General features: G+C 73.3%; 17 protein-coding genes and 2 pseudogenes. 6 read left to right on the forward strand and 13 right to left on the reverse strand.

Annotation, left to right across the window (positions count from 1 at the left end):
• Window positions 1–31 precede the first annotated feature (31 nt).
• From proC to U5640_RS19175, 3 genes are all read right to left on the reverse strand, one after another.
• A complete protein-coding gene (gene proC / locus U5640_RS19165) occupies window positions 32–844 on the reverse strand; it encodes a pyrroline-5-carboxylate reductase (protein WP_340376982.1) in 813 nt (270 codons plus the stop codon).
• 103 nt (window positions 845–947) lie between these two features.
• Complete coding sequence (locus U5640_RS19170) at window positions 948–1,715, reverse strand: ABC transporter permease (protein ID WP_340376983.1); 768 nt, start codon at window positions 1,713–1,715, stop codon at window positions 948–950.
• Window positions 1,712–2,530, reverse strand: a complete 819-nt coding sequence (locus U5640_RS19175) for an ABC transporter ATP-binding protein (RefSeq protein WP_340385196.1) — start codon at window positions 2,528–2,530, stop codon at window positions 1,712–1,714. The genes U5640_RS19170 and U5640_RS19175 overlap by 4 nt, the downstream gene beginning before the upstream one ends.
• 293 nt (window positions 2,531–2,823) lie before the next feature.
• Between U5640_RS19175 and U5640_RS19180 the strand changes: the two are divergent.
• A pseudogene (locus U5640_RS19180) lies at window positions 2,824–4,273 on the forward strand (SulP family inorganic anion transporter).
• 5 nt (window positions 4,274–4,278) lie between these two features.
• Here the strand turns inward: U5640_RS19180 and U5640_RS19185 are convergent.
• The 4 genes from U5640_RS19185 to U5640_RS19200 form a co-directional block, all read right to left on the reverse strand.
• A complete protein-coding gene (locus tag U5640_RS19185) occupies window positions 4,279–5,067 on the reverse strand; it encodes a class I SAM-dependent methyltransferase (RefSeq protein WP_340376984.1) in 789 nt (262 codons plus the stop codon).
• A 27-nt stretch (window positions 5,068–5,094) separates the two neighbouring features.
• The gene (locus tag U5640_RS19190) at window positions 5,095–5,661 is read right to left on the reverse strand and encodes a hypothetical protein (protein ID WP_340376985.1); all 567 of its coding nucleotides are present in this window, start codon (window positions 5,659–5,661) and stop codon (window positions 5,095–5,097) included.
• A 91-nt stretch (window positions 5,662–5,752) separates the two neighbouring features.
• Complete coding sequence (locus U5640_RS19195; protein ID WP_340385198.1) at window positions 5,753–6,193, reverse strand: EamA/RhaT family transporter; 441 nt, start codon at window positions 6,191–6,193, stop codon at window positions 5,753–5,755.
• A 260-nt stretch (window positions 6,194–6,453) separates the two neighbouring features.
• Window positions 6,454–6,777 (reverse strand): SH3 domain-containing protein, encoded by a 324-nt coding sequence (locus U5640_RS19200; protein ID WP_340376986.1) that lies wholly within the window; start codon window positions 6,775–6,777, stop codon window positions 6,454–6,456.
• A gap of 178 nt (window positions 6,778–6,955) precedes the next feature.
• On the opposite strand from U5640_RS19200, the gene U5640_RS19205 reads away from it, so the two are divergent.
• Window positions 6,956–9,163 (forward strand): serine/threonine-protein kinase, encoded by a 2,208-nt coding sequence (locus tag U5640_RS19205; protein WP_340376987.1) that lies wholly within the window; start codon window positions 6,956–6,958, stop codon window positions 9,161–9,163.
• Between the two features lie 135 nt (window positions 9,164–9,298).
• Here the strand turns inward: U5640_RS19205 and ilvD are convergent, their stop codons facing one another.
• The 4 genes from ilvD to U5640_RS19225 all read right to left on the reverse strand — a co-directional run bounded on the left by ilvD (window position 9,299) and on the right by U5640_RS19225 (window position 13,836).
• Window positions 9,299–11,152, reverse strand: coding sequence for a dihydroxy-acid dehydratase (gene ilvD / locus U5640_RS19210; RefSeq protein WP_340376988.1), 1,854 nt, complete (start codon window positions 11,150–11,152; stop codon window positions 9,299–9,301).
• Window positions 11,153–11,293: 141 nt separating this feature from the next.
• Window positions 11,294–11,959 (reverse strand): TetR family transcriptional regulator, encoded by a 666-nt coding sequence (locus U5640_RS19215; protein ID WP_340376989.1) that lies wholly within the window; start codon window positions 11,957–11,959, stop codon window positions 11,294–11,296.
• Window positions 11,956–12,780, reverse strand: a complete 825-nt coding sequence (locus U5640_RS19220) for a sugar phosphate isomerase/epimerase (protein WP_340376990.1) — start codon at window positions 12,778–12,780, stop codon at window positions 11,956–11,958. Before U5640_RS19220 ends, U5640_RS19215 begins: the two co-directional genes overlap by 4 nt.
• Before the next feature lie 123 nt (window positions 12,781–12,903).
• The gene (locus U5640_RS19225; protein ID WP_340376991.1) at window positions 12,904–13,836 is read right to left on the reverse strand and encodes a Ppx/GppA phosphatase family protein; all 933 of its coding nucleotides are present in this window, start codon (window positions 13,834–13,836) and stop codon (window positions 12,904–12,906) included.
• A gap of 72 nt (window positions 13,837–13,908) precedes the next feature.
• On the opposite strand from U5640_RS19225, the gene U5640_RS19230 reads away from it, so the two are divergent.
• Window positions 13,909–14,742, forward strand: a complete 834-nt coding sequence (locus tag U5640_RS19230) for a hypothetical protein (RefSeq protein WP_340376992.1) — start codon at window positions 13,909–13,911, stop codon at window positions 14,740–14,742.
• A gap of 119 nt (window positions 14,743–14,861) precedes the next feature.
• Here U5640_RS19230 and U5640_RS19235 read toward each other — a convergent pair.
• A pseudogene (locus U5640_RS19235) lies at window positions 14,862–16,608 on the reverse strand (hypothetical protein).
• A 237-nt stretch (window positions 16,609–16,845) separates the two neighbouring features.
• Between U5640_RS19235 and radA the strand changes: the two are divergent.
• Both radA and disA read left to right on the forward strand, forming a co-directional pair.
• Window positions 16,846–18,255 carry a DNA repair protein RadA gene (radA, locus tag U5640_RS19240; RefSeq protein WP_340376993.1) on the forward strand — a complete coding sequence of 470 codons (1,410 nt, stop codon included), beginning with the start codon at window positions 16,846–16,848 and terminating at the stop codon, window positions 18,253–18,255.
• 81 nt (window positions 18,256–18,336) lie between these two features.
• The gene (gene disA, locus U5640_RS19245; RefSeq protein WP_340376994.1) at window positions 18,337–19,461 is read left to right on the forward strand and encodes a DNA integrity scanning diadenylate cyclase DisA; all 1,125 of its coding nucleotides are present in this window, start codon (window positions 18,337–18,339) and stop codon (window positions 19,459–19,461) included.
• Between the two features lie 68 nt (window positions 19,462–19,529).
• On the opposite strand, the gene U5640_RS19250 is transcribed toward disA, so the two are convergent.
• Window positions 19,530–20,375 carry a hypothetical protein gene (locus tag U5640_RS19250; RefSeq protein WP_340376995.1) on the reverse strand — a complete coding sequence of 282 codons (846 nt, stop codon included), beginning with the start codon at window positions 20,373–20,375 and terminating at the stop codon, window positions 19,530–19,532.
• Between the two features lie 263 nt (window positions 20,376–20,638).
• Here U5640_RS19250 and U5640_RS19255 point away from each other — a divergent pair, with 263 nt between their 5' ends.
• On the forward strand, window positions 20,639–21,562 hold the full coding sequence (locus U5640_RS19255) for an A/G-specific adenine glycosylase (protein WP_340376996.1): 924 nt from the start codon (window positions 20,639–20,641) through the stop codon (window positions 21,560–21,562).
• The last annotated feature ends 303 nt before the right edge of the window (window positions 21,563–21,865 follow it).

The following is a 21,865-nucleotide window of genomic DNA, read 5'->3' on the forward strand; positions in this document are numbered from 1 at the left end:
GCCCCCGGCGCGGGAGGGGCAGTCGGGTGGGTCAGTCCTTCTTGCCGGAGGCCAGTTCGCGGCTGCGGTCGCGGGCGGCCTCCAGGGCGGCGATGAGGGCGGCCCGTACGCCGTGGTTCTCCAGTTCGCGGATGGCGTTGATGGTGGTGCCGGCCGGGGAGGTGACGTTCTCGCGGAGCTTGACGGGGTGTTCGCCGCTGTCGCGGAGCATGGTCGCGGCGCCGATCGCGGACTGGACGATGAGGTCGTGGGCCTTGTCGCGGGGCAGGCCGAGGAGGATGCCGGCGTCGGTCATGGCTTCGACCAGGTAGAAGAAGTAGGCGGGGCCCGAGCCGGAGAGGGCGGTGCAGGCGTCCTGCTGGTTCTCGGGGACGCGGAGCGTCTTGCCGACGGAGCCGAAGATCTCCTCGGCGTGGGCGAGGTGGTCGGCGGTGGCGTGGCTGCCGCCGGAGATGACGGACATGGCCTCGTCGACGAGGGCGGGGGTGTTCGTCATGACGCGGACGACGGGGGTGCCGGGGGCGAGGCGCTCCTCGAAGAAGGAGGTGGGGATGCCGGCGGCGCCGCTGATGACCAGCCGGTCGGCGGGGACCTGGCCGGCGAGTTCGTCGAGGAGGGTGCCCATGTCCTGCGGCTTGACCGTGAGGATGAGGGTGTCGGCGGTCTTCGCGGCTTCCGCGTTGGTGACCGGGGTGACGCCGTGGCGGCTGCGGAGTTCCTCGGCGCGTTCGGGGCGGCGGGCGGTGACGAGGAGGTCGGCCGGGGGCCAGCCGCCTCGGATCATTCCGCTGAGCAGGGCTTCGCCGATTTTTCCGGTGCCGAGGACTGCGACTTTCTGGGTCATGGTGCGGGTGCCCTCCGGGGGTGCGTCGTCCGGGGTCCATCCTCGCACCGGTCGGGGGGTGGCGTGGGCCGGTGTCCGGGTGGCGGGACGTCGGCCCCCTGGGTCATGCGGTGCGCCGTCGCAGGGTCGCCGCGCCCAGGACCAGGACGAGGAGGGCGCAGCCGCCGACGATCAGGGCGTCACGGACGAAGGTCGCCGTCATGTCGGTGTGGGTGAGGACCTGGTTCATGCCGTCGACCGCGTAGGACATGGGGAGGACGTCGGAGAGGGCTTCCAGGGCGGGGTGCATGGTGTCGCGGGGTGCGAAGAGGCCGCAGAGGAGGAGTTGGGGGAAGATCACCGCCGGCATGAACTGGACGGCCTGGAATTCTGAGGCGGCGAAGGCGGAGACGAAGAGGCCGAGTGCCGTGCCGAGGAGGGCGTCCAGGAGGGCCACGAGGAGCAGGAGCCAGGGGGAGCCGATGACGTCGAGGTCGAGGAACCAGACGGCGAGGGCGGTGGCGAGGGCGGACTGGATGATCGCGAGGGTGCCGAAGGCGAGGGCGTAGCCGGCGATGAGGTCGCCTTTGCCGAGGGGCATGGCGAGGAGGCGTTCGAGGGTGCCCGAGGTGCGTTCCCGCAGGGTGGCGATGGAGGTGACCAGGAACATCGTGATGAGCGGGAAGATGCCGAGGAGGGAGGCGCCGATGCTGTCGAAGGTGCGCGGGCTGCCGTCGAAGACGTAGCGCAGCAGGACCAGCATCAGGCAGGGGATGAGGAGCAGGAGCGCGATCGTGCGGGGGTCGTGGCGGAGCTGGCGCAGGACGCGGGCGGCGGTGGCGGTGGCGCGGGAGGCGTTGAGGCCCCGGGCAGGGACGGGCGCGGTGGTCATCGGGTGGTCTCCTTCGCGCGGGCGGCGTCGGCCGCCTGGTCGACCAGGTGGAGGAAGGCGGCTTCGACGGTGTCGGCGCCGGTGCGGGTGCGCAGGGAGTCGGGGGTGCCGTCGGCGAGGATCTCGCCGGCGCGCATGAGCAGCAGGCGGTGGCAGCGCTCGGCCTCGTCCATGACGTGGGAGGAGATGAGGAGGGTGGCGCCGCGGGTGTCGGCGATGTGGTGGAAGAGGGCCCACAGGTCGCGGCGGAGGACGGGGTCGAGTCCGACGGTGGGTTCGTCGAGGACGAGGAGTTCGGGGGTGCCGAGGAGGGCGACGGCGAGGGAGACGCGGTTGCGCTGGCCGCCGGAGAGGTTGCCGGCGAGGGCGTCGGCGTGGGTGGTGAGGTCGACGTCGGCGATGGCCCGGGTGACGTGCTCGTGGCGGCGGTCGGCGGCGGCGCGGCCGGGGTCGAGGATCGCGGCGAAGTAGTCGAGGTTCTGGCGGACGGTGAGGTCGTCGTAGACGGAGGGCGCCTGGGTGACGTAGCCGATGCGGGTGCGCAGGGTGGGGTGGCCGGCGGGGTGGCCGAGGACGTCGAGGGTGCCGGTGACCTTGGCCTGGGTGCCGACGACGGCGCGCATCAGGGTGGACTTGCCGCAGCCGGAGGGGCCGAGGAGGCCGGTGATGCGGCCGCGCGGGACGGTGAAGTCGAGGGAGCGCAGGACGGTGCGGGGGCCGCGGGCGACGGTGAGGTCGTGGGCGCTGACGGCGGGGACGTCGGTGGCGGCGGTGCGGGTGTCGGGGGGGCCGGGCGGCTCGGGGGCAGAATTCATCATGCGATGAATAATGCGCGCGGGGGTGCGGGTCGTCAAGCGGCCGGGGCGGGCGGGTGCATACGGCGGCGCAGGCGCGCGGGGGTGGGATTGGAAGGGGACGGTCCGCTTCCCGTGCCTCCGTCCGCACACGTCCCGGGCGCGAACCCCTGCCCCAGTCGATCTCCTCAACCGACAATGGAATTCATGACGCCGTGCCCTCCCCCGGTGCGGCGCACCCACGCATCTCCCGTTCCCTACCGGAGGTGCCGTCCGTGCTGTTCCGTCGTCCGTCGAGTCGTTCGTCCCGTCGTCTGCGCGAGGTCGGCCAGGCCGATCTGTGCGCTTCTCTTGTCGTCTTCCTCGTCGCCCTGCCGCTGTGCGTCGGGGTGGCCATGGCCTCGGGTGTGCCCCCGGAGCTGGGGCTGGTCACCGGGATCGTGGGCGGGCTGGTCGCTGGGGTGCTGCCCGGCAGCAGCCTCCAGGTGAGCGGGCCGGCGGCCGGGCTCACCGTGCTGGTCTTCGAGGCCGTCCGCGCGTACGGGCTGGAGACCCTCGGAGCGATCGTGCTCGCCTCGGGTCTGGTGCAGCTCGCGCTCGGGGCACTGCGCCTCGGGCGGTGGTTCCGGGCCGTGTCGGTGGCCGTCGTGCAGGGGATGCTCGCCGGGATCGGTCTGGTGCTGGTCGCCGGGCAGGTGTACGCCCTCGGCGACGCGGCCGCTCCGCCGGGCGGGCCCGGCAAGCTCGCCGGGCTGGTGGCCCTGCCGGGGCGGGCGGATCCGGTGGCGTTGTCAGTGGGGGCTGCCACCCTGGTCGTACTGCTGCTGTGGGGGAGGTGGCGGCGCGGGGCGCGGCTGGTTCCGGCGCCGTTGGTGGCGGTGGCGGTGGTGTCGGCGGTGACCTGGGGCTGCGGCCTGGACGTGCGGCGGGTCCGGGTGCAGGGACTGTGGGAGGTCGTCCGGGTGCCGCAGGCGGCGGATCTCGGGCGGCTGACGGAGCTGGGGGTGGTCGGGACCGTCGTGGCGTTCGCGCTGATCGCGTCGGCGGAGTCGCTGTTCAGCGCGGCCGCGGTGGACCGGCTGCACGACGGGAGGAGGACGGAGTACGACCGGGAGCTGATGGCGCAGGGCGCGGGCAACACGGTGTGCGGAGTGCTGGGCGCGCTGCCGATGACCGCAGTGATCGTGCGGAGCGCGGCGAACGTACAGGCCGGGGCGCGGACCAAGGCGTCGCGGGTGCTGCACGGGGTGTGGCTGCTGCTGTTCACCGCGGTGGTGCCCGGGATGCTGGGGGTGATCCCGGTGGCGGCGCTGGCCGCGCTGCTCGTGTACGCCGGGTGCAAGCTCGTGCCGGTGCGCGAGGTGCGCGCGCTGTGGGGCGGGCATCGGGGGGGAGCTGCTCGTGCTCGGGGTGACGGCGGTGGCGATCGTCGTGGGGAACCTGTTCGAGGGGGTCCTGGTCGGGCTGGCGCTCGCCGTCGCGAAGACGGCGTGGGAGATCAGCCATGTGCAGGTGGAGACCGAGGACCGGGGGGAGGCCGGGATCGTGGTGCGGGTGCTGGGGCACGCGACGTTCCTGCGGCTGCCGAAGCTGCTGGACGCGCTGGACGCGCTGCCGGCCGACCGGGAGGTGCGGCTGGATCTGGGCGGGCTGCGGCATGTGGACCACGCCTGCGCGGCGGCCCTGGAGGGCTGGGCGGCCGCGCGGGAACGGCGGGCGACGGGGCGGCAGGGCGAGGTGGCGGCGGGGAGCCCGGCGCCCTGAGCGGTTCAGGCCTCGCCGGGTGTGGTGGCGAGGAGGAGTTCGACGTCGTACGTCTCCTCGATCGTCCCGTCGGGGAACGCGGCGAGGAGGTGGCGCCGTTCCTCGGCGAGGAAGGCGGCGGTGCTCTCCTCGTCGTGGACGAGGAACGCCGAATGGCTGCCGATGTTGGCCAGGTGGAGTGCGAGGGGGACGCGGCGGCTCCAGCGGACCGTGCGGTGCGTGAAGTCGAGGCCGCCGGTGGGGTCGGCGAGGGCGGCGCGGCTGCCGTCGCCGTTCCTCTGCACGACGTGGTCGACGCCGAGGAAGCGCTCCATGCGGCGGGCCTGGGCCTCGATCCACGGCACGTCCACGGCGCTGGTGTTCCACCACAGGGCCAGCGCACCGCCCGGTCGCAGCACGCGCAGCGCCTCCGGCACCGCGAGGGCCGGGTCGGTCCAGTGCCAGGACTGGGCGTAGGTGAGCAGGTCCAGGGAGGCGCTGGCGAGGGGGAGGCGGTTGCCGTCGCCGCGGACGAGCGGGACGTCGGGGAGGCCGCGGCGGAACTCCGCCGCCATGCCCTCCCCCGGTTCGACGGCGACGACCCGTGCGCCGCGGGCGTGCAGCAGGGCGGTGGCCATGCCGGTGCCCGCGCCGACGTCCGCAACCCGGGCGTCCGCGAGGGGGCGACCGGTGAGCGTCTCGACCGTGTCGAGGAGGGCGGACGGGTAGGAGGGGCGGTTGGCGGCGTACTGCGCCGCGGCGGCGTTGAAGGAGTGGGCGCGTGCCTGGGTCCGGGATGCGGGTGAGGCCGTCATCCGTCCATGGTGAAGGGGGGCGGGAGATCAGGCGGCGGTTTTCTCGCTGAGGAGGAAGGTGACGTCGTCGGCGCCGGTCAGGGTGAGGGTGCGGGTGCGGGCGTCGGTCTTGGCGTGCAGGGGGCCGGGGCCGGGCGGGAAGAAGCGGGTGGGGTCCGCGGCGGCCGCGGTGCCGGACGGGCACCCGATCAGCGTGGTGCTCAGCTCGGGGGCGAGGGTGACGACGGTGTCGCTGCCGGCGTCGTTGGCGTTGTTGTCGTTGTCGTTGTCGTTGTCGTTGTCGTTGTCGTTGTCGTCGGTGATGTTCGCGTCGCCCTCGAAGTGGTTGCAGCCGTCGTAGCCGGTGACCGTGTTGTGGTCGTCCGCCTGTCCCTTCTCTGCGTCGAAGCGGATCCAGGGAACGGTGGTGCCCTCGGGGACGGCGTGGCGTTTTCCGTCCACGGTGACGGCGACGAGTTTCCACACGACGCCGACGACGGGCGCGGGGCGGGGCTGATGGCCGACGGGATCGGGGGTCGCGGCGCAGCTCGTCACGAAGGGCGTGGTGAGGAGGGCGGCGGCGAGGACGGTGCACGTCCGGCTGATGCGTTCCATGGCACGTTCCATGGCACTGGGACGCCGGAGGCCGGTGGGGCGTTCGACTGTTGGGCCTATTGGCCTTATGGCTGTTCCGCCGTGCAGTCCTTCAGCGGCGGCGGCGCTTCTTCGAGGGGTTGCCGGTGCGGCGCTCGGAGCGCTTCGCGTGCTGCTTGAGCGCGCTCTCGTACTCCTCGCGGTGGAGCTTCTCTCCCGGGGCCTCGACGAGGGCGCGGAAGAACCAGGCGGCGAGGGAGCCGACGAAGCCGATGGCCAGCAGGCCCCGCAGCGAGGCCTGGCGGTCGGGGTCGGGGCGCTTGGCGAAGCCGTCCCAGGTGGTGCGGAAGGCGAGCGCACTGCAGACCGTGAACATGACCACGACGAGCAGGGTGACGAAGCTGCCGGTCTCGGCGATCGCCAGGCCCTCGTAGGCGAAGCGCAGGACGAGGCAGGAGGCGGCGGTGGCGGCGAGGGCGCCCGCGGCCACGGCGAGACGGCGGGCGGTGTAGCCCCGGTCGCGCTCCACCCAGGTCGTGCCGAAGAAGCGCAGGGCTTCGGGGCGGGGGCCGCCGGGGTCGGCGGTCGGGGTGGCCGGCCGTTCGGCGGTCGGGGTGGCCGGCCGTTCGGCGGTCGGGGTGGCCGGCCGTTCGGCGGTCGGGGTGGCCGGCCGTTCGGCGGGCGTGTGCTGTGTGCCGTGGGCGTCCCGGGTGTCCCGGGAGCCCGCCGGGGTGTCCGGGGTGCCGTTCTCGTCGCTCACGGGACGATTATGGCTCCGGTCGGCGGCGGGGCTCCCGGGTGGGTCGCCCCGGGTCAGGAGCAGCGCGAGGCGACGTAGCCGTCGCTGCCGGTGTGGACGTATGAGTCGGAGACGTACTCGCCGCCGCCGATGTTGTCCCAGATGTTCGAGGTGCCGTACGGGCCGCTGACCGTCGTGCCGGGCGTCTGGCAGTAGATCGGCACCTTGGCGCCCTCGGCCAGGACCCGCACGACGCTGTAGCCCGTGCCGGGGCCACTGCGGACGTTCAGCCGGACGCCCGGCGCGATCGGGTAGTAGGTGACGGCCACCGCGGCCGCCGTCGCGACGGCCTCCGACGCACCGACGTTCTCGGCCTCTTCCACACGGTCGACAGACATGCGAAACCTCCCCCGTTGAACCCCATGACTGCCATGGGGTGACCTTGATTCCCCTGGAATCCGACATGAAACACATGTGCACGATTCGTACGTGGAGGCTAGCAAGCCGCCTCTGTCCCGTTGAAGTCATCGACTAGGCTCCGTGGGTCGCGCGCGGAGAACAGCACGGGGGTGGTCCATGTCGCCACAGCGCAACACCGGGCAGGGCGCGGAAGCGGAACTTCCGGAGTACGCCGGTCACTACCGTCTGGAGTCACGGCTGGGTTCCGGCGGCATGGGCGTGGTCCATCTGGCCCGGAGCACCTCCGGGATGAAGGTCGCGGTGAAGGTCGTACACGCCGCCTACGCGCGCGATCCCGAGTTCAGGGGGCGTTTCCGGCAGGAGGTCGCGGCGGCGCGGCGGGTCAGCGGTGCGTTCACCGCCCCGGTGGTGGACGCCGACCCGGACGCCGAACGGCCGTGGATGGCGACTCTGTTCATCCCCGGCTCGACGCTCGCCGAACAGGTGAAGCGGAACGGGCCCATGACCGCGGGTGAGTTGCGGCGGCTGATGGCCGGGCTCGCGGAGGCGCTGCGCGACATCCATCGGGTGGGGGTCGTGCACCGCGACCTCAAGCCGAGCAACGTCCTGCTCGCGGAGGACGGCCCCAAGGTCATCGACTTCGGGATCTCCCGGCCGAAGGACAGCGAACTGCGGACCGAGACCGGCAAGTTGATCGGTACTCCGCCCTTCATGGCACCGGAGCAGTTCCGGCGGCCGCGTGAGGTCGGTCCGGCGGCGGACATCTTCGCGCTCGGGTCGGTGATGGTGCACGCGGCGACCGGGCGCGGGCCTTTCGACTCCGACAGCCCCTATGTCGTGGCCTACCAGGTCGTGCACGACGAGCCGGACCTGACGGGCGTACCGGAGAACCTCGCGCCGCTGGTGGTGCGTTGCCTCGCCAAGGAGCCCGGGGACCGGCCGACGCCGGACGAGCTGATGCGGGAACTGCGGTCGGTGGCGGCGTCGTACGACACGCAGGCGTTCATACCGGAGCAGCGTGCGGAGGGGGCCGGGAAGCCCGAACGGGCTGAACCGGCTGAACCGGCTGAACCGTTTCATCCAGCTGATCCGGTTGCTCCAGCTGATCCGAGCGCTTCGGCTGATCCGAGCGCTTCGGCCGATCCGGTTGCAGCGGCCGGGCCGGTCGCGGGGGCCGGGCGGCCGTCCGGCGCCGCCCGTCGGAGGATGCGGCGGGCGGCGGTCGTGGCCGGTGTCCTCGGGCTGCTCGCCGGTGGCGTGTTCGCCTCGGCGCGGCTCCTCGGTGACACACCGGCGCCGGGCGAGTCGAACCCCCGGACCACGACGGCCGCGTTCGACGCGTGGGACGCCGCGTCGGTGTCGAAGACGCAGAGCACGCCCCAGTGTTCGTACGGGGCCGACGAACTGCTGTGCGGGCAGACCGGTGTGGTGTACGCCCTCGACCCGGCCGACGGCTCGCTGCTGTGGAAGCACTCCGTTTCCGGTGCCCTGCGCAGTGGCCCGCCGCTGCTGGCCGGGGAGTTGGTCCAGCCGCTGACGGACCCGGACCCGCGGCTGGAGGCGCTCGCTCCGGCGACGGGGAAGGTGAGCTGGCGGCGCGACATGCCCGAGCACACCGGGTTGCGGGTGGTGGGCGGCACGCTCCTGTTCAGCGGGGCCGACGGGACGGTCACCGCGGTGGACGCGGCCACGGGCGGGACGAAGTGGCGGCACGCGGTCACCGAGCGGGGGGTGCCGTACTTCTCCTCCTTCCCCGGCGACCCGCTGGCCTACGCGGTGAACGTCACCGACACCGGGACGACCGAGGTCACCGCGGTGGACCCGGACTCGGGGCGGGTGCGGTGGAACGCGCGGCTGGAGGGCTCGCTGACGGGGGTCGGCAGCCACGACGGGAAGGTCTTCTTCCTCTCCGACGACCGGACGGGCGAGGCCACCGGGGCCGTGGTGCGCTACGACCCGGAGACCCGCAGGACGCGCCGTGTGGCGCTGCCGGTGCCGCGGCAGGACCCGGAGGCCACCGTGCACGGCGACATCGTCTATCTGATGTCCACCGCCGGGGCGCTGGAGGCCGTCGACACAGCGGCGGGCAAGCGGCTGTGGAGCCTGGAGACGGGCCTGTTCCGGGGGTCGCGGCCGGCCGTCGGGGACAGGCATGTGTACATCACCGGCGCGGACGGACGGCTCCTCGGCGTGGACGCCCGCAGCGGGAAGCTGCTCGGGCAGACGCGGGCGCGGCTCGGCGCGCACTCCGACCGGGTGGCCGCCTCGCTGCCGGCACCGCTGCCGGTCGACGGCCGGGTCTACGCCGGGGCGCCCGACGGGAGTGTGTTCGCGGTGGACGGACGGGATCCGGCGAGCTGGTAGGACGCGGACCCGTCGGCGGGACGTGACGGGACGCCGCCGAGGGGCGGGCCCAAGAAGGCAGAACGGCGAAGGGGCCGCCCCAGAGGAGGCGGCCCCTTCGTCGTTCTCGTTCGTCCACAGGCTGTGGGCCGGTGGTCAGCCCAGCTTGGACACGTCCCGCACCGCGCCCTTGTCGGCGCTGGTGGCCATCGCGGCGTAGGCACGCAGCGCGGCGGAGACCTTGCGCTCCCGGCCCGACGGGGCGTACACCCCGTTCAACGCCTGCTCACGGCGGGCGAGTTCCGCGTCGTCGACGAGCAACTCGATCGAGCGACCCGGGATGTCGATGCGGATGCGGTCGCCGTCCTGGACCAGGGCGATGGTGCCGCCGGAGGCCGCCTCGGGGGACGCGTGGCCGATGGACAGGCCGGAGGTGCCGCCGGAGAAGCGGCCGTCGGTGATCAGGGCGCAGGTCTTGCCGAGGCCGCGACCCTTGAGGAAGGACGTCGGGTAGAGCATCTCCTGCATACCGGGGCCGCCCTTGGGGCCCTCGTAGCGGATGACGACGACGTCGCCGTCGGTGACCTGCTTGTTGAGGATCTTCTCGACGGCCTCCTCCTGCGACTCGCAGACGACCGCCGGACCCTCGAAGGTCCAGATCGACTCGTCGACGCCTGCGGTCTTGACGACGCAGCCGTCGACGGCGAGGTTGCCGCGCAGGACCGCGAGGCCGCCGTCCTTGGAGTAGGCGTGCTCGGCGGAGCGGATGCAGCCGCCCTCGGCGTCGTCGTCGAGGGCTTCCCAGCGCTCGGACTGGGAGAAGGCCTCGGCGGAGCGGACGCAGCCGGGGGCCGCGTGCCACAGCTCGACGGCCTCGGCGGACGGGGAGCCGCCGCGCACGTCCCAGGTCTTCAGCCAGTCGGCGAGGGAGGGGCTGTGGACGGCGTGCACGTCCTCGTTGAGCAGGCCCGCGCGGTGCAGTTCGCCGAGGAGGGCGGGGATGCCGCCGGCGCGGTGCACGTCCTCCATGTAGTACGTGCGGTTCTTGGCGACGTTGGGCGCGACCTTCGCCAGGCACGGCACCCGGCGCGAGACGGCGTCGATCTCCTCCAGGCCGAAGGGGACGCCCGCCTCCTGCGCGGCGGCCAGCAGGTGCAGGATCGTGTTGGTGGAGCCGCCCATCGCGATGTCCAGCGCCATGGCGTTCTCGAACGCGGCGAAGGTCGCGACGTTGCGCGGCAGGACCGTCTCGTCGTCCTGCTCGTAGTAGCGGCGGGTGATGTCCATGGCCGTGCGCGCGGCGTCGACGTAGAGCCGCTTGCGCGCGGTGTGGGTGGCGAGGACCGAGCCGTTGCCGGGGAGGGAGAGGCCGATGGCCTCCGTCAGGCAGTTCATCGAGTTGGCGGTGAACATGCCGGAACAGGAGCCGCAGGTCGGGCAGGCGTTCTCCTCGATACGGCGGATGTCCTCGTCCGAGATCCTGTCGTTCACGGCGTCGGAGATCGCGTCGACCAGGTCGAGGGTGCGGACCGTGCCGTCGACGAGCGTGGCGCGGCCGGACTCCATGGGGCCGCCGGAGACGAAGACCGTCGGGATGTTCAGCCGCAGGGCGGCCATGAGCATGCCGGGCGTGATCTTGTCGCAGTTGGAGATGCAGACCAGGGCGTCGGCGCAGTGGGCCTCGACCATGTACTCGACCGAGTCGGCGATCAGGTCGCGGGAGGGCAGGCTGTAGAGCATGCCGCCGTGGCCCATGGCGATGCCGTCGTCGACGGCGATGGTGTTGAACTCGCGCGGGATGCCGCCGGCCTCGGTGATGGCCTCGCTGACGATCCGGCCGACCGGCTGGAGGTGGGTGTGGCCGGGCACGAACTCGGTGAAGCTGTTGGCCACCGCGATGATCGGCTTCCGCCCGATGTCCGCACCGGGTACACCGGAGGCGCGCATAAGGGCGCGGGCGCCCGCCATGTTGCGGCCGTGGGTGACTGTGCGGGACCTCAGCTCGGGCATCGTCGCTCGCTCCTTGAGACTGCTAGGGCTGCCATCAGACGGATGGGGCTGCTCCTGAGCGTACGCCGGTCATCCAGCGTGCGGGACGAGGTGTCCGAAATGCGGGATGCGCGTCTCGGTGCCAGGGCGGCGGGGCCGGCGTCAGGGCGCGGTGAGGTGGCCCTGGACGACCGGCGCGACCCGCTCGATGATCAGTTCGACGTCCGCCGAGGCGAGCGGTTCCACCTTGATCACGTACCGCAGGATCGCGCATCCGACCAGCTGGGCGGCGGCCAGTTCGGCGCGCAGTTCGGCGTCCGGCAGGTCGACCTGGGCGGTGACCCGGCGCAGCACCTGGGAGGCGACCAGCCGGCGGAAGACGGCCGCCGCGGTGTCGTTGTTGACGGCCGAGCGCACGATGGCGAGGAGGGGCGCGCGCGTGGCGGGATTTTCCCAGACACCGAACACGAACCGGGCCATCCGCTCCCCGACGCCGTCCAGCGGCCCTTCGGTGATCGCCGCAGGGGCCTGGAACGCGGGTGCGAAGGCGACCTCGATCGCCGCCTCGAAGATCTGCTCCTTGGTGCCGAAGTAGTGGTGCACGAGCGCGGAGTCCACGCCGGCCGCCTTGGCGATCCCGCGCACGGAGGTCTTCTCGTACCCCCGCTCGGAGAACTCCTCCCGTGCGGCGGCCAGGATGCGGTCGCGCGTGTCCGCCGCTTCGGTACGCGGGGGCCGGCCGCGTCTGCGGGTCGTCCCGCCGGTGCCGGACGCCGCCGTACGAGGGGGCCGGCCGGGGCGCCGGGAGGTGCCGTCCGGCTCGCTCACGGGCGGGGCACCTTCGCCGCCGACCCCAGGTGGAGCCGGGTGAACGCCAGGGCCTCCGCGAGGTCGGCCTCACGTTCGGCGCCCGACATGGCGCGCCGGGTGTTGACCTCGATGACCACATGGCCGTCGAAGCCGCTCAGCGCGAGCCGCTCCAGCAGCTCCGCGCAGGGCTGTCCGCCGCGGCCGGGGACCAGGTGCTCGTCCTTGGCCGAGCCGTTCCCGTCGGCGAGGTGGACGTGGCCGAGGCGGTCGCCCATGCGGTCGACCATCCGGAGGGCGTCCGCGCGGGCGGTGGAGGCGTGGCTGAGGTCGATCGTGAAGTGCCGGTAGTCGTCCTTGGTGACGTCCCAGTCGGGGGCGTACGCGAGCATCTCGCGGTCGCGGTAGCGCCAGGGGTACATGTTCTCGACGGCGAAGCGCACATCGGTCTCGTGCGCCATGCGCCAGACGCCCTGGACGAAGTCCCGCGCGTACTGGCGCTGCCAGCGAAAGGGCGGGTGGACGACGACGGTGGTCGCGCCGAGCTTCTCGGCGGCGGCGCGGGCCCGCTGCAGCTTCACCCAGGGGTCGGTGGACCAGACCCGCTGGGTGATGAGCAGACAGGGCGCGTGCACGGCGAGGACGGGAACGCCGTGGTAGTCGCTGAGCCGGCGCAGCGCCTCGATGTCCTGGCTGACGGGGTCGTTCCACACCATCACCTCGACGCCGTCGTATCCGAGGCGCGCGGCGATCTCGAAGGCCGTCGCCGTCGGCTCCGGGTACACGGACGCCGTCGACAGGGCGACCTTCGTGTCCGGGATCCGTACGACTGGCTCTGCCATGGGGGACAGGTTACGGGGTGCGGCCTTGTGCGAGCCGGGCGTCCGTTCGCCGTTGTGGCGTATGCCACGGGCGGCTCGGGGCGGGAGTTGCCGCTCGCGCCGTTCCCCGCGCCCCTTGCGTCGCTACGCCGAGCCCATGTGATCCAGGCGCCGCAGGATCACGCCCTCGCGCAGGGCCCAGGGGCAGATCTCCACCGTGTCGACGCCGAACAGGTCCATCGTGCCCTCGGCGACCAGGGCGCCGGCGAGGAGCTGGTTGGCCCGGCCCTCGGAGACGCCGGGGAGTTCCGCGCGCTGGGCGTAGGTCATGCCGGCCAGGCGGGGGACCCAGGCCTCAAGGGACTCGCGCTTGAGTTCGCGCTGGACGTAGAGGCCCTCGGTGGAGCGGGCGGCTCCGGCGATGCGGGCGAGCTGCCGGAACGTCTTGGAGGTGGCGACGACGTGGTCGGGGGCGCCGAAGCGGGCGAACTCGCCGACCGTCCGGGCGATCTGCGCCCGGACGTGCTTGCGCAGGGACCTTATGTCCTCGGGGTCGGGCGGGTCGCCGGGCAGCCAGCCCGCGGTGAGACGGCCGGCGCCCAGCGGCAGGGAGGCGGCCGCGTCGGGCTCCTCGTCGATGCCGTAGGCGATCTCCAGGGAGCCGCCGCCGATGTCCAGGACGAGCAGCTTGCCGGCCGACCAGCCGAACCAGCGGCGGGCGGCGAGGAAGGTCAGCCGGGCCTCCTCGGAGCCGGTCAGGACCTGGAGCTCGACGCCGGTCTCGGCCTGCACGCGCGCGAGGACGTCGTCGGCGTTGGTGGCCTCGCGCACGGCGGAGGTGGCGAACGGCAGGAGTTCCTCGACGCCCTTGTCCTCGGCGGCCTGCAGCGCCTCGTGGACGACCGTGATCAGTTTGTCGACGCCCTCGGGGCCGATGGCACCGTCGCCGTCGAGCAGCTGGGCGAGGCGCAGTTCGGCCTTGTGCGAGTGCGCGGGCAGGGGGCGCGCGCCGGGGTGTGCGTCCACCACCAGCAGATGCACCGTGTTCGATCCCACGTCGAGGACACCGAGTCTCATGGAAGGAAACGCTACTGCCAGTGAGGCCATGGGCCGTCCCCGAAGCGGCCTTCGGCGACTTACCCTGGACGGGTGCCAAAGACGAAAAAGGCGAAGACCGACAAAACAACCGGCGGTTCTTCGCGGGCGAACCCGGGGCCTGCAGCGTCGGACGAGAAAGGGCTCGACTTCGCGCGCGCGTGGGTGGAGTTCCCCGATCCGGCGGACGACGAGCAGGTCTTCCGCTGCGACCTGACCTGGCTGACCTCCCGCTGGAACTGCGTCTTCGGCAGTGGCTGCCAGGGCATCCAGGCCGGCCGCGCGGACGACGGGTGCTGCACGCTGGGCGCCCACTTCTCCGACGAGGACGACGAGCAGCGGGTCGCCGGGCATGTGGCGCGGCTCACCCCGGACATCTGGCAGCACCACGCCGAGGGAGTGCTGAACGGCTGGGTGGCCGAGGACGAGGACGGGGACCGGCAGACCCGCCCCTACCAGGGCTCCTGCATCTTCCAGAACCGTCCGGGCTTCGCCGGTGGGGCGGGCTGCTCGCTGCACATCCTGGCGCTCAAGGAGGGCCGCGAGCCCTTGGAGACCAAGCCGGACGTCTGCTGGCAGCTTCCGGTGCGGCGGACGTACGACTGGATCGACCGGCCGGACGACACGCGCGTGCTCCAGGTGTCGATCGGCGAGTACGACCGCCGCGGCTGGGGTCCGGGCGGTCACGACCTGCACTGGTGGTGCACGTCGGCGACCTCGGCGCACGGCGCGGGTGAGCCGGTGTACGTGTCGTACCGGGCGGAGCTGACGGAGCTGATGGGCAAGGCCGGCTACGACCGTCTCGTCGAGCTGTGCGAGGAGCGTCTGGCCTCGCGGCTTCCGTTGCTGGCACCGCATCCGGCGGATCCCGTGGACGGGCGCGCCTAGGGGGTGCGTTTCGTCTGGGGGCGCGCTCGCCCGGGGGGCCGGCTCGCGTACGTGGCGGGCGCGCCCGGGTGGTGGGCGCGCCCGGGTGGTGGGCGCGCTCGGGTGGTGGGCCTCCTCGCCTACGTGGTGGGGCTCGTCGTGCCGTCGTCGGCCGGTGGCGGGGTCGAGGTCTCCGGGCCGGTCGGGGAGTCGCTCGCGGAGGGCTGGGGGTCGGTGCTGGGCGGGGGCGTGCTCGGGGTGGGGTCCGGAGCGGGCGGAGTGGAAGGGTCCGGGTCCGGCCGGGAGGTCGGCGGGGCCGGGGTGCCCGGGCGGGTGCCCTCTCCGGGGCCGGGGGCGGGGCCGGACGCGGTGCCGTAGCCCTCGATGGTGACCACGGCGCCCGCCGGGGCGATCGCCACGCGCGCGTGCCAGTGTCCGGACGGTTCGCGCAGGGGGTCGACGTACGCCCTGATCGTCACCGACTCGCTGGGGTACAGGGTGCCTGCGGCACGGCTGAGGTAGATCCAGGGGGTTCCGGTGGAGGCGGACCAGCGGACGGGGCCGTCGGCGTCCCGGGCTGCGGTGAGGGTGATCAGTGTGGTGTCGCCGCTGGTGACGGCGCTCACGGTCAGCCGCTGCGCGTCACTCGCGCCGATCCCGGCGACGCTGACGACCTCGACGGACACATCCGGCTTGGGGTCCTTGCCGAAGCCGGTGGCGGGCCTGGTCCTGGCGTTCCCCGCGTTCTCGTAGCCGCTCGTCCCCTCGCTGTCCGGGCTGCCGGGGCCGTGCGCCTCGCCCGCACTGGTCGAGCGGCCGTCGGCGTCCTCGGCGGGGGTGCTCCGGTGGGCCGCCCACAGGGCGAGCACGGGGGCCGCGACGACGGTGGCGACGACGGTGGTCGTGACGGCACGCGCGCGCAGCCGGTCGCGCCGGGCGGCGCGGTCCTTGGGGTCCATCGGGAAGCCGCGCCGGTCGAACCGGGGCGCGGCGGCTCCCCGCGCGCGGGTGACGTGCGTCATGGCGACGCGCAGGGCGGGGCGGGGTGCCTCCAGGACGGGCAGCTCGGCGGGGGTGACCCCGGCCCCGGGCCAGCGGCCGGGGGCGGCGCGCTCGGCGGCCCGACGGCAGCGGGGGCAGTCGTCGACGTGCCGGACGAGTTCGCGGCGCAGGGTGGCGCTGAGGACGAGCTGGTGCTCGCCGGTGAGGCGGGCCACTCCCGGGCAGCCGCCGGTCTCCACCACGGCGAGGGCCGCGCGGGTGCGCTCGACCTCGCAGGCGGCGGAGGCGAGCAGCTCACGGGCGGCGGCCTGGTCCATGCCGAGGACGGCGGCGACCTCGTCGGCGGCGAGGTGGTGGCGGACGGCGAGTTCGAGGGCCTCGCGCTGCTCGGGGGTGGTGCCGGCCGCCTCCGGCCAGGCGAGCAGGGCGAGTTCGCGACGCCGCTCCTCCTGGAGGCCGTCGGGCGCGGCGGGACCGTCCGGGTCGGGGGCGCCTGATGGTGCGCCGGGGCGCGCGCCGGACGCGCGGTCGGCCGCGGTGCGCCCGGCCGCATGGGTGCCCATGCGCTTCTGTCTGGCCTCGGCCAGCTTGCGCAGGCAGGCCCAGCGGGCCAGTGCGTACAGCCAGGCCCTGCGCTCCGCGGCCTCCGGGATGCGCTGCCCGCGCCGCTCGGCGAGGGCGAGGACGTCCCCGAGGGCGGCGGTGGCCGCGTCGTGGTCGCACAGCGCGGACAGACAGTAGGTGAACAGCCCGTCCAGATAGGGCTCGTAGCGCGCGGGGGGGGCGCTGCGCGAGCGTGCGCCCCGCGGCGCGGTCGCGCGCCTCCCGGTGCGCCCGGTGCGCGCCGGTCGTGCGGGTCGAGATCTCGGGGCTGCTGCTCATCACCCGTGGACCGTAGGCGGCGCGGAACGGGCTCTTCCCGTCCCTTGAGCCCTTTTAATCCGTACGGGTGAAACGATCCCTCATAAGGGGACAGGAACGGGGGGTTCCGTGGCTCGTTCGTGAGGGGGCGTGGCCGGATCACAGGGGGTGTCCGGATTCTCCGCAGGTGTCCGGGCGCGGGGGCGGGCCGGTTGTCCACAGGCCGGTCCGGCTGTCGGTGGCGGCGGTTACGGTTTCCCCATGGCTGCCCGTACGAAGACCACCAAGGACCGCCCGTCCTACCGCTGCACGGAATGCGGCTGGCAGACGGCCAAGTGGCTCGGCCGCTGCCCCGAGTGTCAGGCCTGGGGCACGATCGAGGAGTACGGCACGCCCGCGGTCCGGACGACGGCACCGGGGCGGGTCACCACCTCCGCCGTGCCGATCGGCCAGGTCGACGGCCGGCAGGCGATCGCCCGCTCGACCGGTGTGCCCGAGCTGGACCGCGTGCTCGGCGGCGGTCTGGTGCCCGGCGCGGTGGTGCTGCTCGCCGGCGAGCCCGGCGTCGGCAAGTCGACCCTGCTGCTGGACGTGGCGGCGAAGTCGGCGAGTGACGAACACCGCACCCTGTACGTGACGGGCGAGGAGTCCGCGAGCCAGGTGCGGCTGCGCGCGGACCGGATCAACGCCATCGACGACCATCTGTACCTGGCGGCCGAGACCGATCTGGCCGCCGTCCTCGGCCACTTGGACGCGGTCAAGCCGTCGCTGCTGATCCTCGACTCGGTGCAGACGGTCGCCTCGCCCGAGATCGACGGGGCGCCGGGCGGCATGGCCCAGGTGCGCGAGGTCGCCGGCGCCCTGATCCGCGCCTCGAAGGAACGCGGCATGTCCACGCTGCTGGTGGGCCATGTCACGAAGGACGGCGCGATCGCGGGGCCCCGCCTGCTGGAGCACCTGGTGGACGTCGTCCTGCACTTCGAGGGCGACCGGCACGCGCGCCTGCGTCTGGTGCGCGGCGTGAAGAACCGGTACGGCGCGACGGACGAGGTCGGCTGCTTCGAGCTGCACGACGAGGGCATCACGGGCCTCGCCGACCCGAGTGGACTTTTCCTGACCAGACGTGACGAACCGGTCCCCGGTACCTGTCTGACCGTCACCCTGGAGGGCCGCCGCCCGCTGGTCGCCGAGGTCCAGGCGCTGACCGTCGACTCCCAGATCCCCTCGCCCCGGCGCACCACCTCCGGCCTGGAGACCTCCCGGGTCTCGATGATGCTGGCGGTGCTGGAGCAGCGCGGCCGGATCAGCGCGCTCGGCAAGCGGGACATCTACTCGGCGACGGTCGGCGGGGTGAAGCTCTCCGAGCCGGCCGCCGACCTGGCCATCGCCCTCGCGCTCGCCTCCGCGGCGAGCGACACCCCCCTGCCGAAGAACCTGGTCGCGATCGGCGAGGTCGGGCTCGCGGGCGAGGTCAGACGGGTCACGGGCGTCCAGCGCAGACTGGCCGAGGCGCACCGGCTGGGCTTCACGCACGCGCTCGTACCGGGCGATCCCGGCAAGATCCCGCCCGGCATGAAGGTCCTCGAAGTGGCCGACATGGGGGACGCGCTGCGGGTCCTGCCGAGGTCGCGTCGCCGAGAGGCCCCACGGGAGGCGGAGGACCGCCGGTAGACTTTGCCCTGGTCTCGCCCGTCCGTACGAACCGAGTACGTGTACGGGAGCGCCCGAAGAACCTGCGACCGGAGGAGTGCAGTGGCAGCCAACGACCGGGCGGCAGCTCCCGGAAAGTCCGGTGGGAGTTCCCGTACCGAGAGCCTCATGCGTGCCGCCCTGAGCGCGGTGGCACCGGGCACGGCCCTGCGCGACGGGCTCGAGCGGGTGCTCCGCGGCAACACCGGCGGGCTCATCGTGCTCGGCTCCGACAAGACCGTCGAGACGATGTCCACGGGCGGGTTCGTCCTGGACGTGGAGTTCACCGCCACCCGGCTGCGGGAGCTGTGCAAGCTCGACGGCGGCATCGTGGTCTCCTCCGACCTGTCGAAGATCCTGCGCGCCGGCGTCCAGCTGGTCCCGGACCCCACGATCCCCACGGAGGAGACGGGCACCCGGCACCGCACGGCGGACCGCGTCTCCAAGCAGGTCGGCTTCCCGGTCGTCTCGGTCTCCCAGTCGATGCGGCTGATCGCCCTGTACGTGGACGGCCAGCGCCGCGTGCTGGAGGACTCGGCCGCGATCCTGTCCCGCGCCAACCAGGCCCTCGCCACCCTGGAGCGCTACAAGCTCCGGCTGGACGAGGTCGCGGGCACGCTGTCGGCGCTGGAGATCGAGGACCTGGTGACGGTCCGGGACGTCTCCGCGGTGGCCCAGCGCCTGGAGATGGTGCGCCGCATCGCCACCGAGATCGCCGAGTACGTGGTCGAACTGGGCACCGACGGCCGTCTGCTGGCGCTCCAGCTGGACGAGCTGATCGCGGGCGTGGAGCCGGAGCGCGAGCTGGTGGTCCGGGACTACGTCCCCGAGCCCACCGCCAAGCGCTCCCGCACGGTCGACGAGGCGCTGTCCGAGCTGGACGCCCTCACCCACGCCGAGCTGCTCGAACTGTCCACAGTGGCGCGCGCGTTGGGCTACACCGGCTCGCCCGAGGCGCTGGACTCGGCGGTATCCCCGCGCGGTTTCCGCCTCCTCGCCAAGGTGCCCCGGCTGCCCGGCGCCATCATCGACCGCCTGGTGGAGCACTTCGGCGGCCTGCAGAAGCTCCTCGCCGCCAGCGTCGACGACCTCCAGACGGTCGACGGCGTGGGCGAGGCCCGGGCCCGCAGCGTCCGCGAGGGCCTGTCGAGGCTGGCGGAGTCGTCGATCCTGGAGCGCTACGTCTGACGGCGTCCACCGACCGTCGCCGGGGCCGGTCGCGCACGTGGCCCCGCCTGCCGCTCTCGCGACAGGCCCTAGTCGGCCGCGAGCACGAACGACGTCTGTGCCGTGGCGAACCCGGGAGCCTTCGCCTCCACCAGATACGTCCCCGCGCCGGCCACGCCCGCCGGAGGCGTCGCGCACTCGGCGGCACTCGGCTTGCGGTCCCACTTCAGCGTGTAGGTGAAGTCCCCGCCGGCCGGCACCCGGTACAGCAGGCTCCCCGACACCTTCGGGCAGTCGGCCGAGGACCAGTAGTCGTCCTCGCTCCCCGCCTTCGTGATCGTCAGCACCGCCGTCTTCGGCCCGAGGTCGACCTTGCAGTCGCTGGCGGAGGAGTTCTTCGCGACGAGCTGGAAGGTGGGCGTCTCGTCGGGCGAGTAGGAGTTCCGGACGCTGCGGAGGGTCAACCCGACCACGCTGGCGGTGCAGTTGGGCAGGGTCGTACCGGCCGGGAGGGTCGCGCTCGAACCGCCGCCGTTGGCCCCGTCGTCCGTGCCGCCGCCGCCCGTGGCCGAGCCGTCGGCCCCCGAGCCGTCCGACCCCGACCCGCCGGCCCCGGAACCTGCGCTGCCCGAACCGGTGTCCGAGCCCGAACCGGATCCCGGCTCCGAGCCCTCGGTGGCGCCCCCGCTCGACTCGTCGCGCCCGCCCGGCGCCTGGCTGATGGCGGGGCCCGAACCGGACGGCCCCGGCGTGATCGAGGACGCGGGATTCTTTCCGCCGGACCCCTTCGCGTCGCGGGAGCCGCCACCGTCGTCTGAGGTGACGACCCAGATGGCGACCAGCGCCAACAGGGCGATCACGGACAGCAGTACGACCCTCCGGCGCCAGTAGATGGAGGAGGGAAGCGGCCCGATCGGATTGCGCAGAGATCCCACGGCGCAAACTGTACGAGAGATCGCCGCTCCAACCGGCCCCACCCGCCGCCCGGAGTACAACTTTTCCGGATCATCATCCCGGACTCCGCATCCCTGCCCCTGACTTCACCCTGTGCACCGGCCCCCGGCGCCCCGCGGAGGCGCCTCCTGCGCCCGCGACCACGACCGGGGCGCGCGGCGGAGGGCCACGCTCCCGGCCGGCCACCCGGACGAGTGGCGGTACGCACGCGTGCCCCATCGCCCATGGCAGGATCGGAAGGGCCATGACTGCGCCCACGAAGCCCCCGCACCGCAGCCCCGCCGACGACACCGCCGGCGCGGACCTGCACTCCCCCGTCATCGACTGGTTCCAGGACAACGCCCGCGACCTGCCCTGGCGGCACCCCGAGGCCGGCGCATGGGGTGTGATGGTCAGCGAGTTCATGCTCCAGCAGACGCCGGTCAGCCGCGTCCTGCCGGTCTACGAGCAGTGGCTCGCCCGCTGGCCGCGCCCCGCCGACCTGGCCGCGGAGGCCCCCGGCGAGGCCGTACGGGCGTGGGGACGGCTCGGCTACCCGCGCCGCGCCCTGCGGCTGCACGGCGCGGCGGTGGCCATAACGGAACGGCACGGGGGCGACGTACCGGCGGACCACGCGCAGCTGCTCGCGCTGCCCGGCATCGGCGAGTACACGGCCGCCGCGGTCGCCTCCTTCGCGTACGGGCAGCGGCACGCCGTGCTGGACACGAACGTCCGCCGGGTCCTCGCCCGGGCGGTCACGGGCGTGCGCTACCCGCCGAACGCCACCACGGCCGCCGAGCGCAAACTGGCCCGCGCCCTGCTGCCCGAGGACGAGCGGACCGCCGCCCGCTGGGCCGCCGCCTCCATGGAGCTGGGCGCGCTGGTGTGCACGGCGAAGAACGAGACCTGTGTGCGCTGTCCGATCGCCGCACAGTGCGCGTGGCGGCTCGCGGGCAAGCCGGAGCACGAGGGTCCGCCACGCCGCGGCCAGACGTACGCCGGTACGGACCGGCAGGTGCGCGGCAAGCTGCTCGCCGTACTGCGCGAGGCGCACGCGCCCGTGCCGCAGGCGTCGCTGGACCGGGTGTGGCACGAGCCGGTGCAGCGCGCGCGGGCCCTGGACGGGCTCGTGGCGGACGGGCTCGTGGAGCCGCTGCCGGGCGGTCTGTACCGCCTGCCGCTCAGCTGACACACAGTCACGTCACAGACGACGGGCTTCGTCACGGGCTTCGTCACAGGTTTCGTTACGGCCGCCGCCCGGCGTCTGTCACATGCGACGGCCGGATAAATCGGTACATACGCCAACTTTTCGGCTCGCCCCTCTACCCAGAACCCGGTTCCGTTACACAACCGACGGACAGCCGCGCGCTAGCCGCAGGCTGCTCCGCACAGCCCCGTGACAACAGCTCCGTAGCTTCGTTTGCGTGCCCACCGAGGGCACGACGGCGACAGACCACGCGGGGTCCGGCGGACGACCGCGCGCCGCAAACGG

This window comes from Streptomyces sp. SS7, assembly GCF_037993025.1.
GTDB lineage: Bacteria > Actinomycetota > Actinomycetes > Streptomycetales > Streptomycetaceae > Streptomyces.

Coding starts and splice junctions, on each gene's coding strand:
- proC (WP_340376982.1), bottom strand. CDS start 844: ATGACCCAGAAAGTCGCAGTCCTCGGCACCGGAAAAATCGGCGAAGCC.
- U5640_RS19170 (WP_340376983.1), bottom strand. CDS start 1,715: ATGACCACCGCGCCCGTCCCTGCCCGGGGCCTCAACGCCTCCCGCGCC.
- U5640_RS19175 (WP_340385196.1), bottom strand. CDS start 2,530: ATGAATTCTGCCCCCGAGCCGCCCGGCCCCCCCGACACCCGCACCGCC.
- U5640_RS19185 (WP_340376984.1), bottom strand. CDS start 5,067: ATGACGGCCTCACCCGCATCCCGGACCCAGGCACGCGCCCACTCCTTC.
- U5640_RS19190 (WP_340376985.1), bottom strand. CDS start 5,661: ATGGAACGCATCAGCCGGACGTGCACCGTCCTCGCCGCCGCCCTCCTC.
- U5640_RS19200 (WP_340376986.1), bottom strand. CDS start 6,777: ATGTCTGTCGACCGTGTGGAAGAGGCCGAGAACGTCGGTGCGTCGGAG.
- U5640_RS19205 (WP_340376987.1), top strand. CDS start 6,956: ATGTCGCCACAGCGCAACACCGGGCAGGGCGCGGAAGCGGAACTTCCG.
- ilvD (WP_340376988.1), bottom strand. CDS start 11,152: ATGCCCGAGCTGAGGTCCCGCACAGTCACCCACGGCCGCAACATGGCG.
- U5640_RS19220 (WP_340376990.1), bottom strand. CDS start 12,780: ATGGCAGAGCCAGTCGTACGGATCCCGGACACGAAGGTCGCCCTGTCG.
- U5640_RS19225 (WP_340376991.1), bottom strand. CDS start 13,836: ATGAGACTCGGTGTCCTCGACGTGGGATCGAACACGGTGCATCTGCTG.
- radA (WP_340376993.1), top strand. CDS start 16,846: ATGGCTGCCCGTACGAAGACCACCAAGGACCGCCCGTCCTACCGCTGC.
- U5640_RS19255 (WP_340376996.1), top strand. CDS start 20,639: ATGACTGCGCCCACGAAGCCCCCGCACCGCAGCCCCGCCGACGACACC.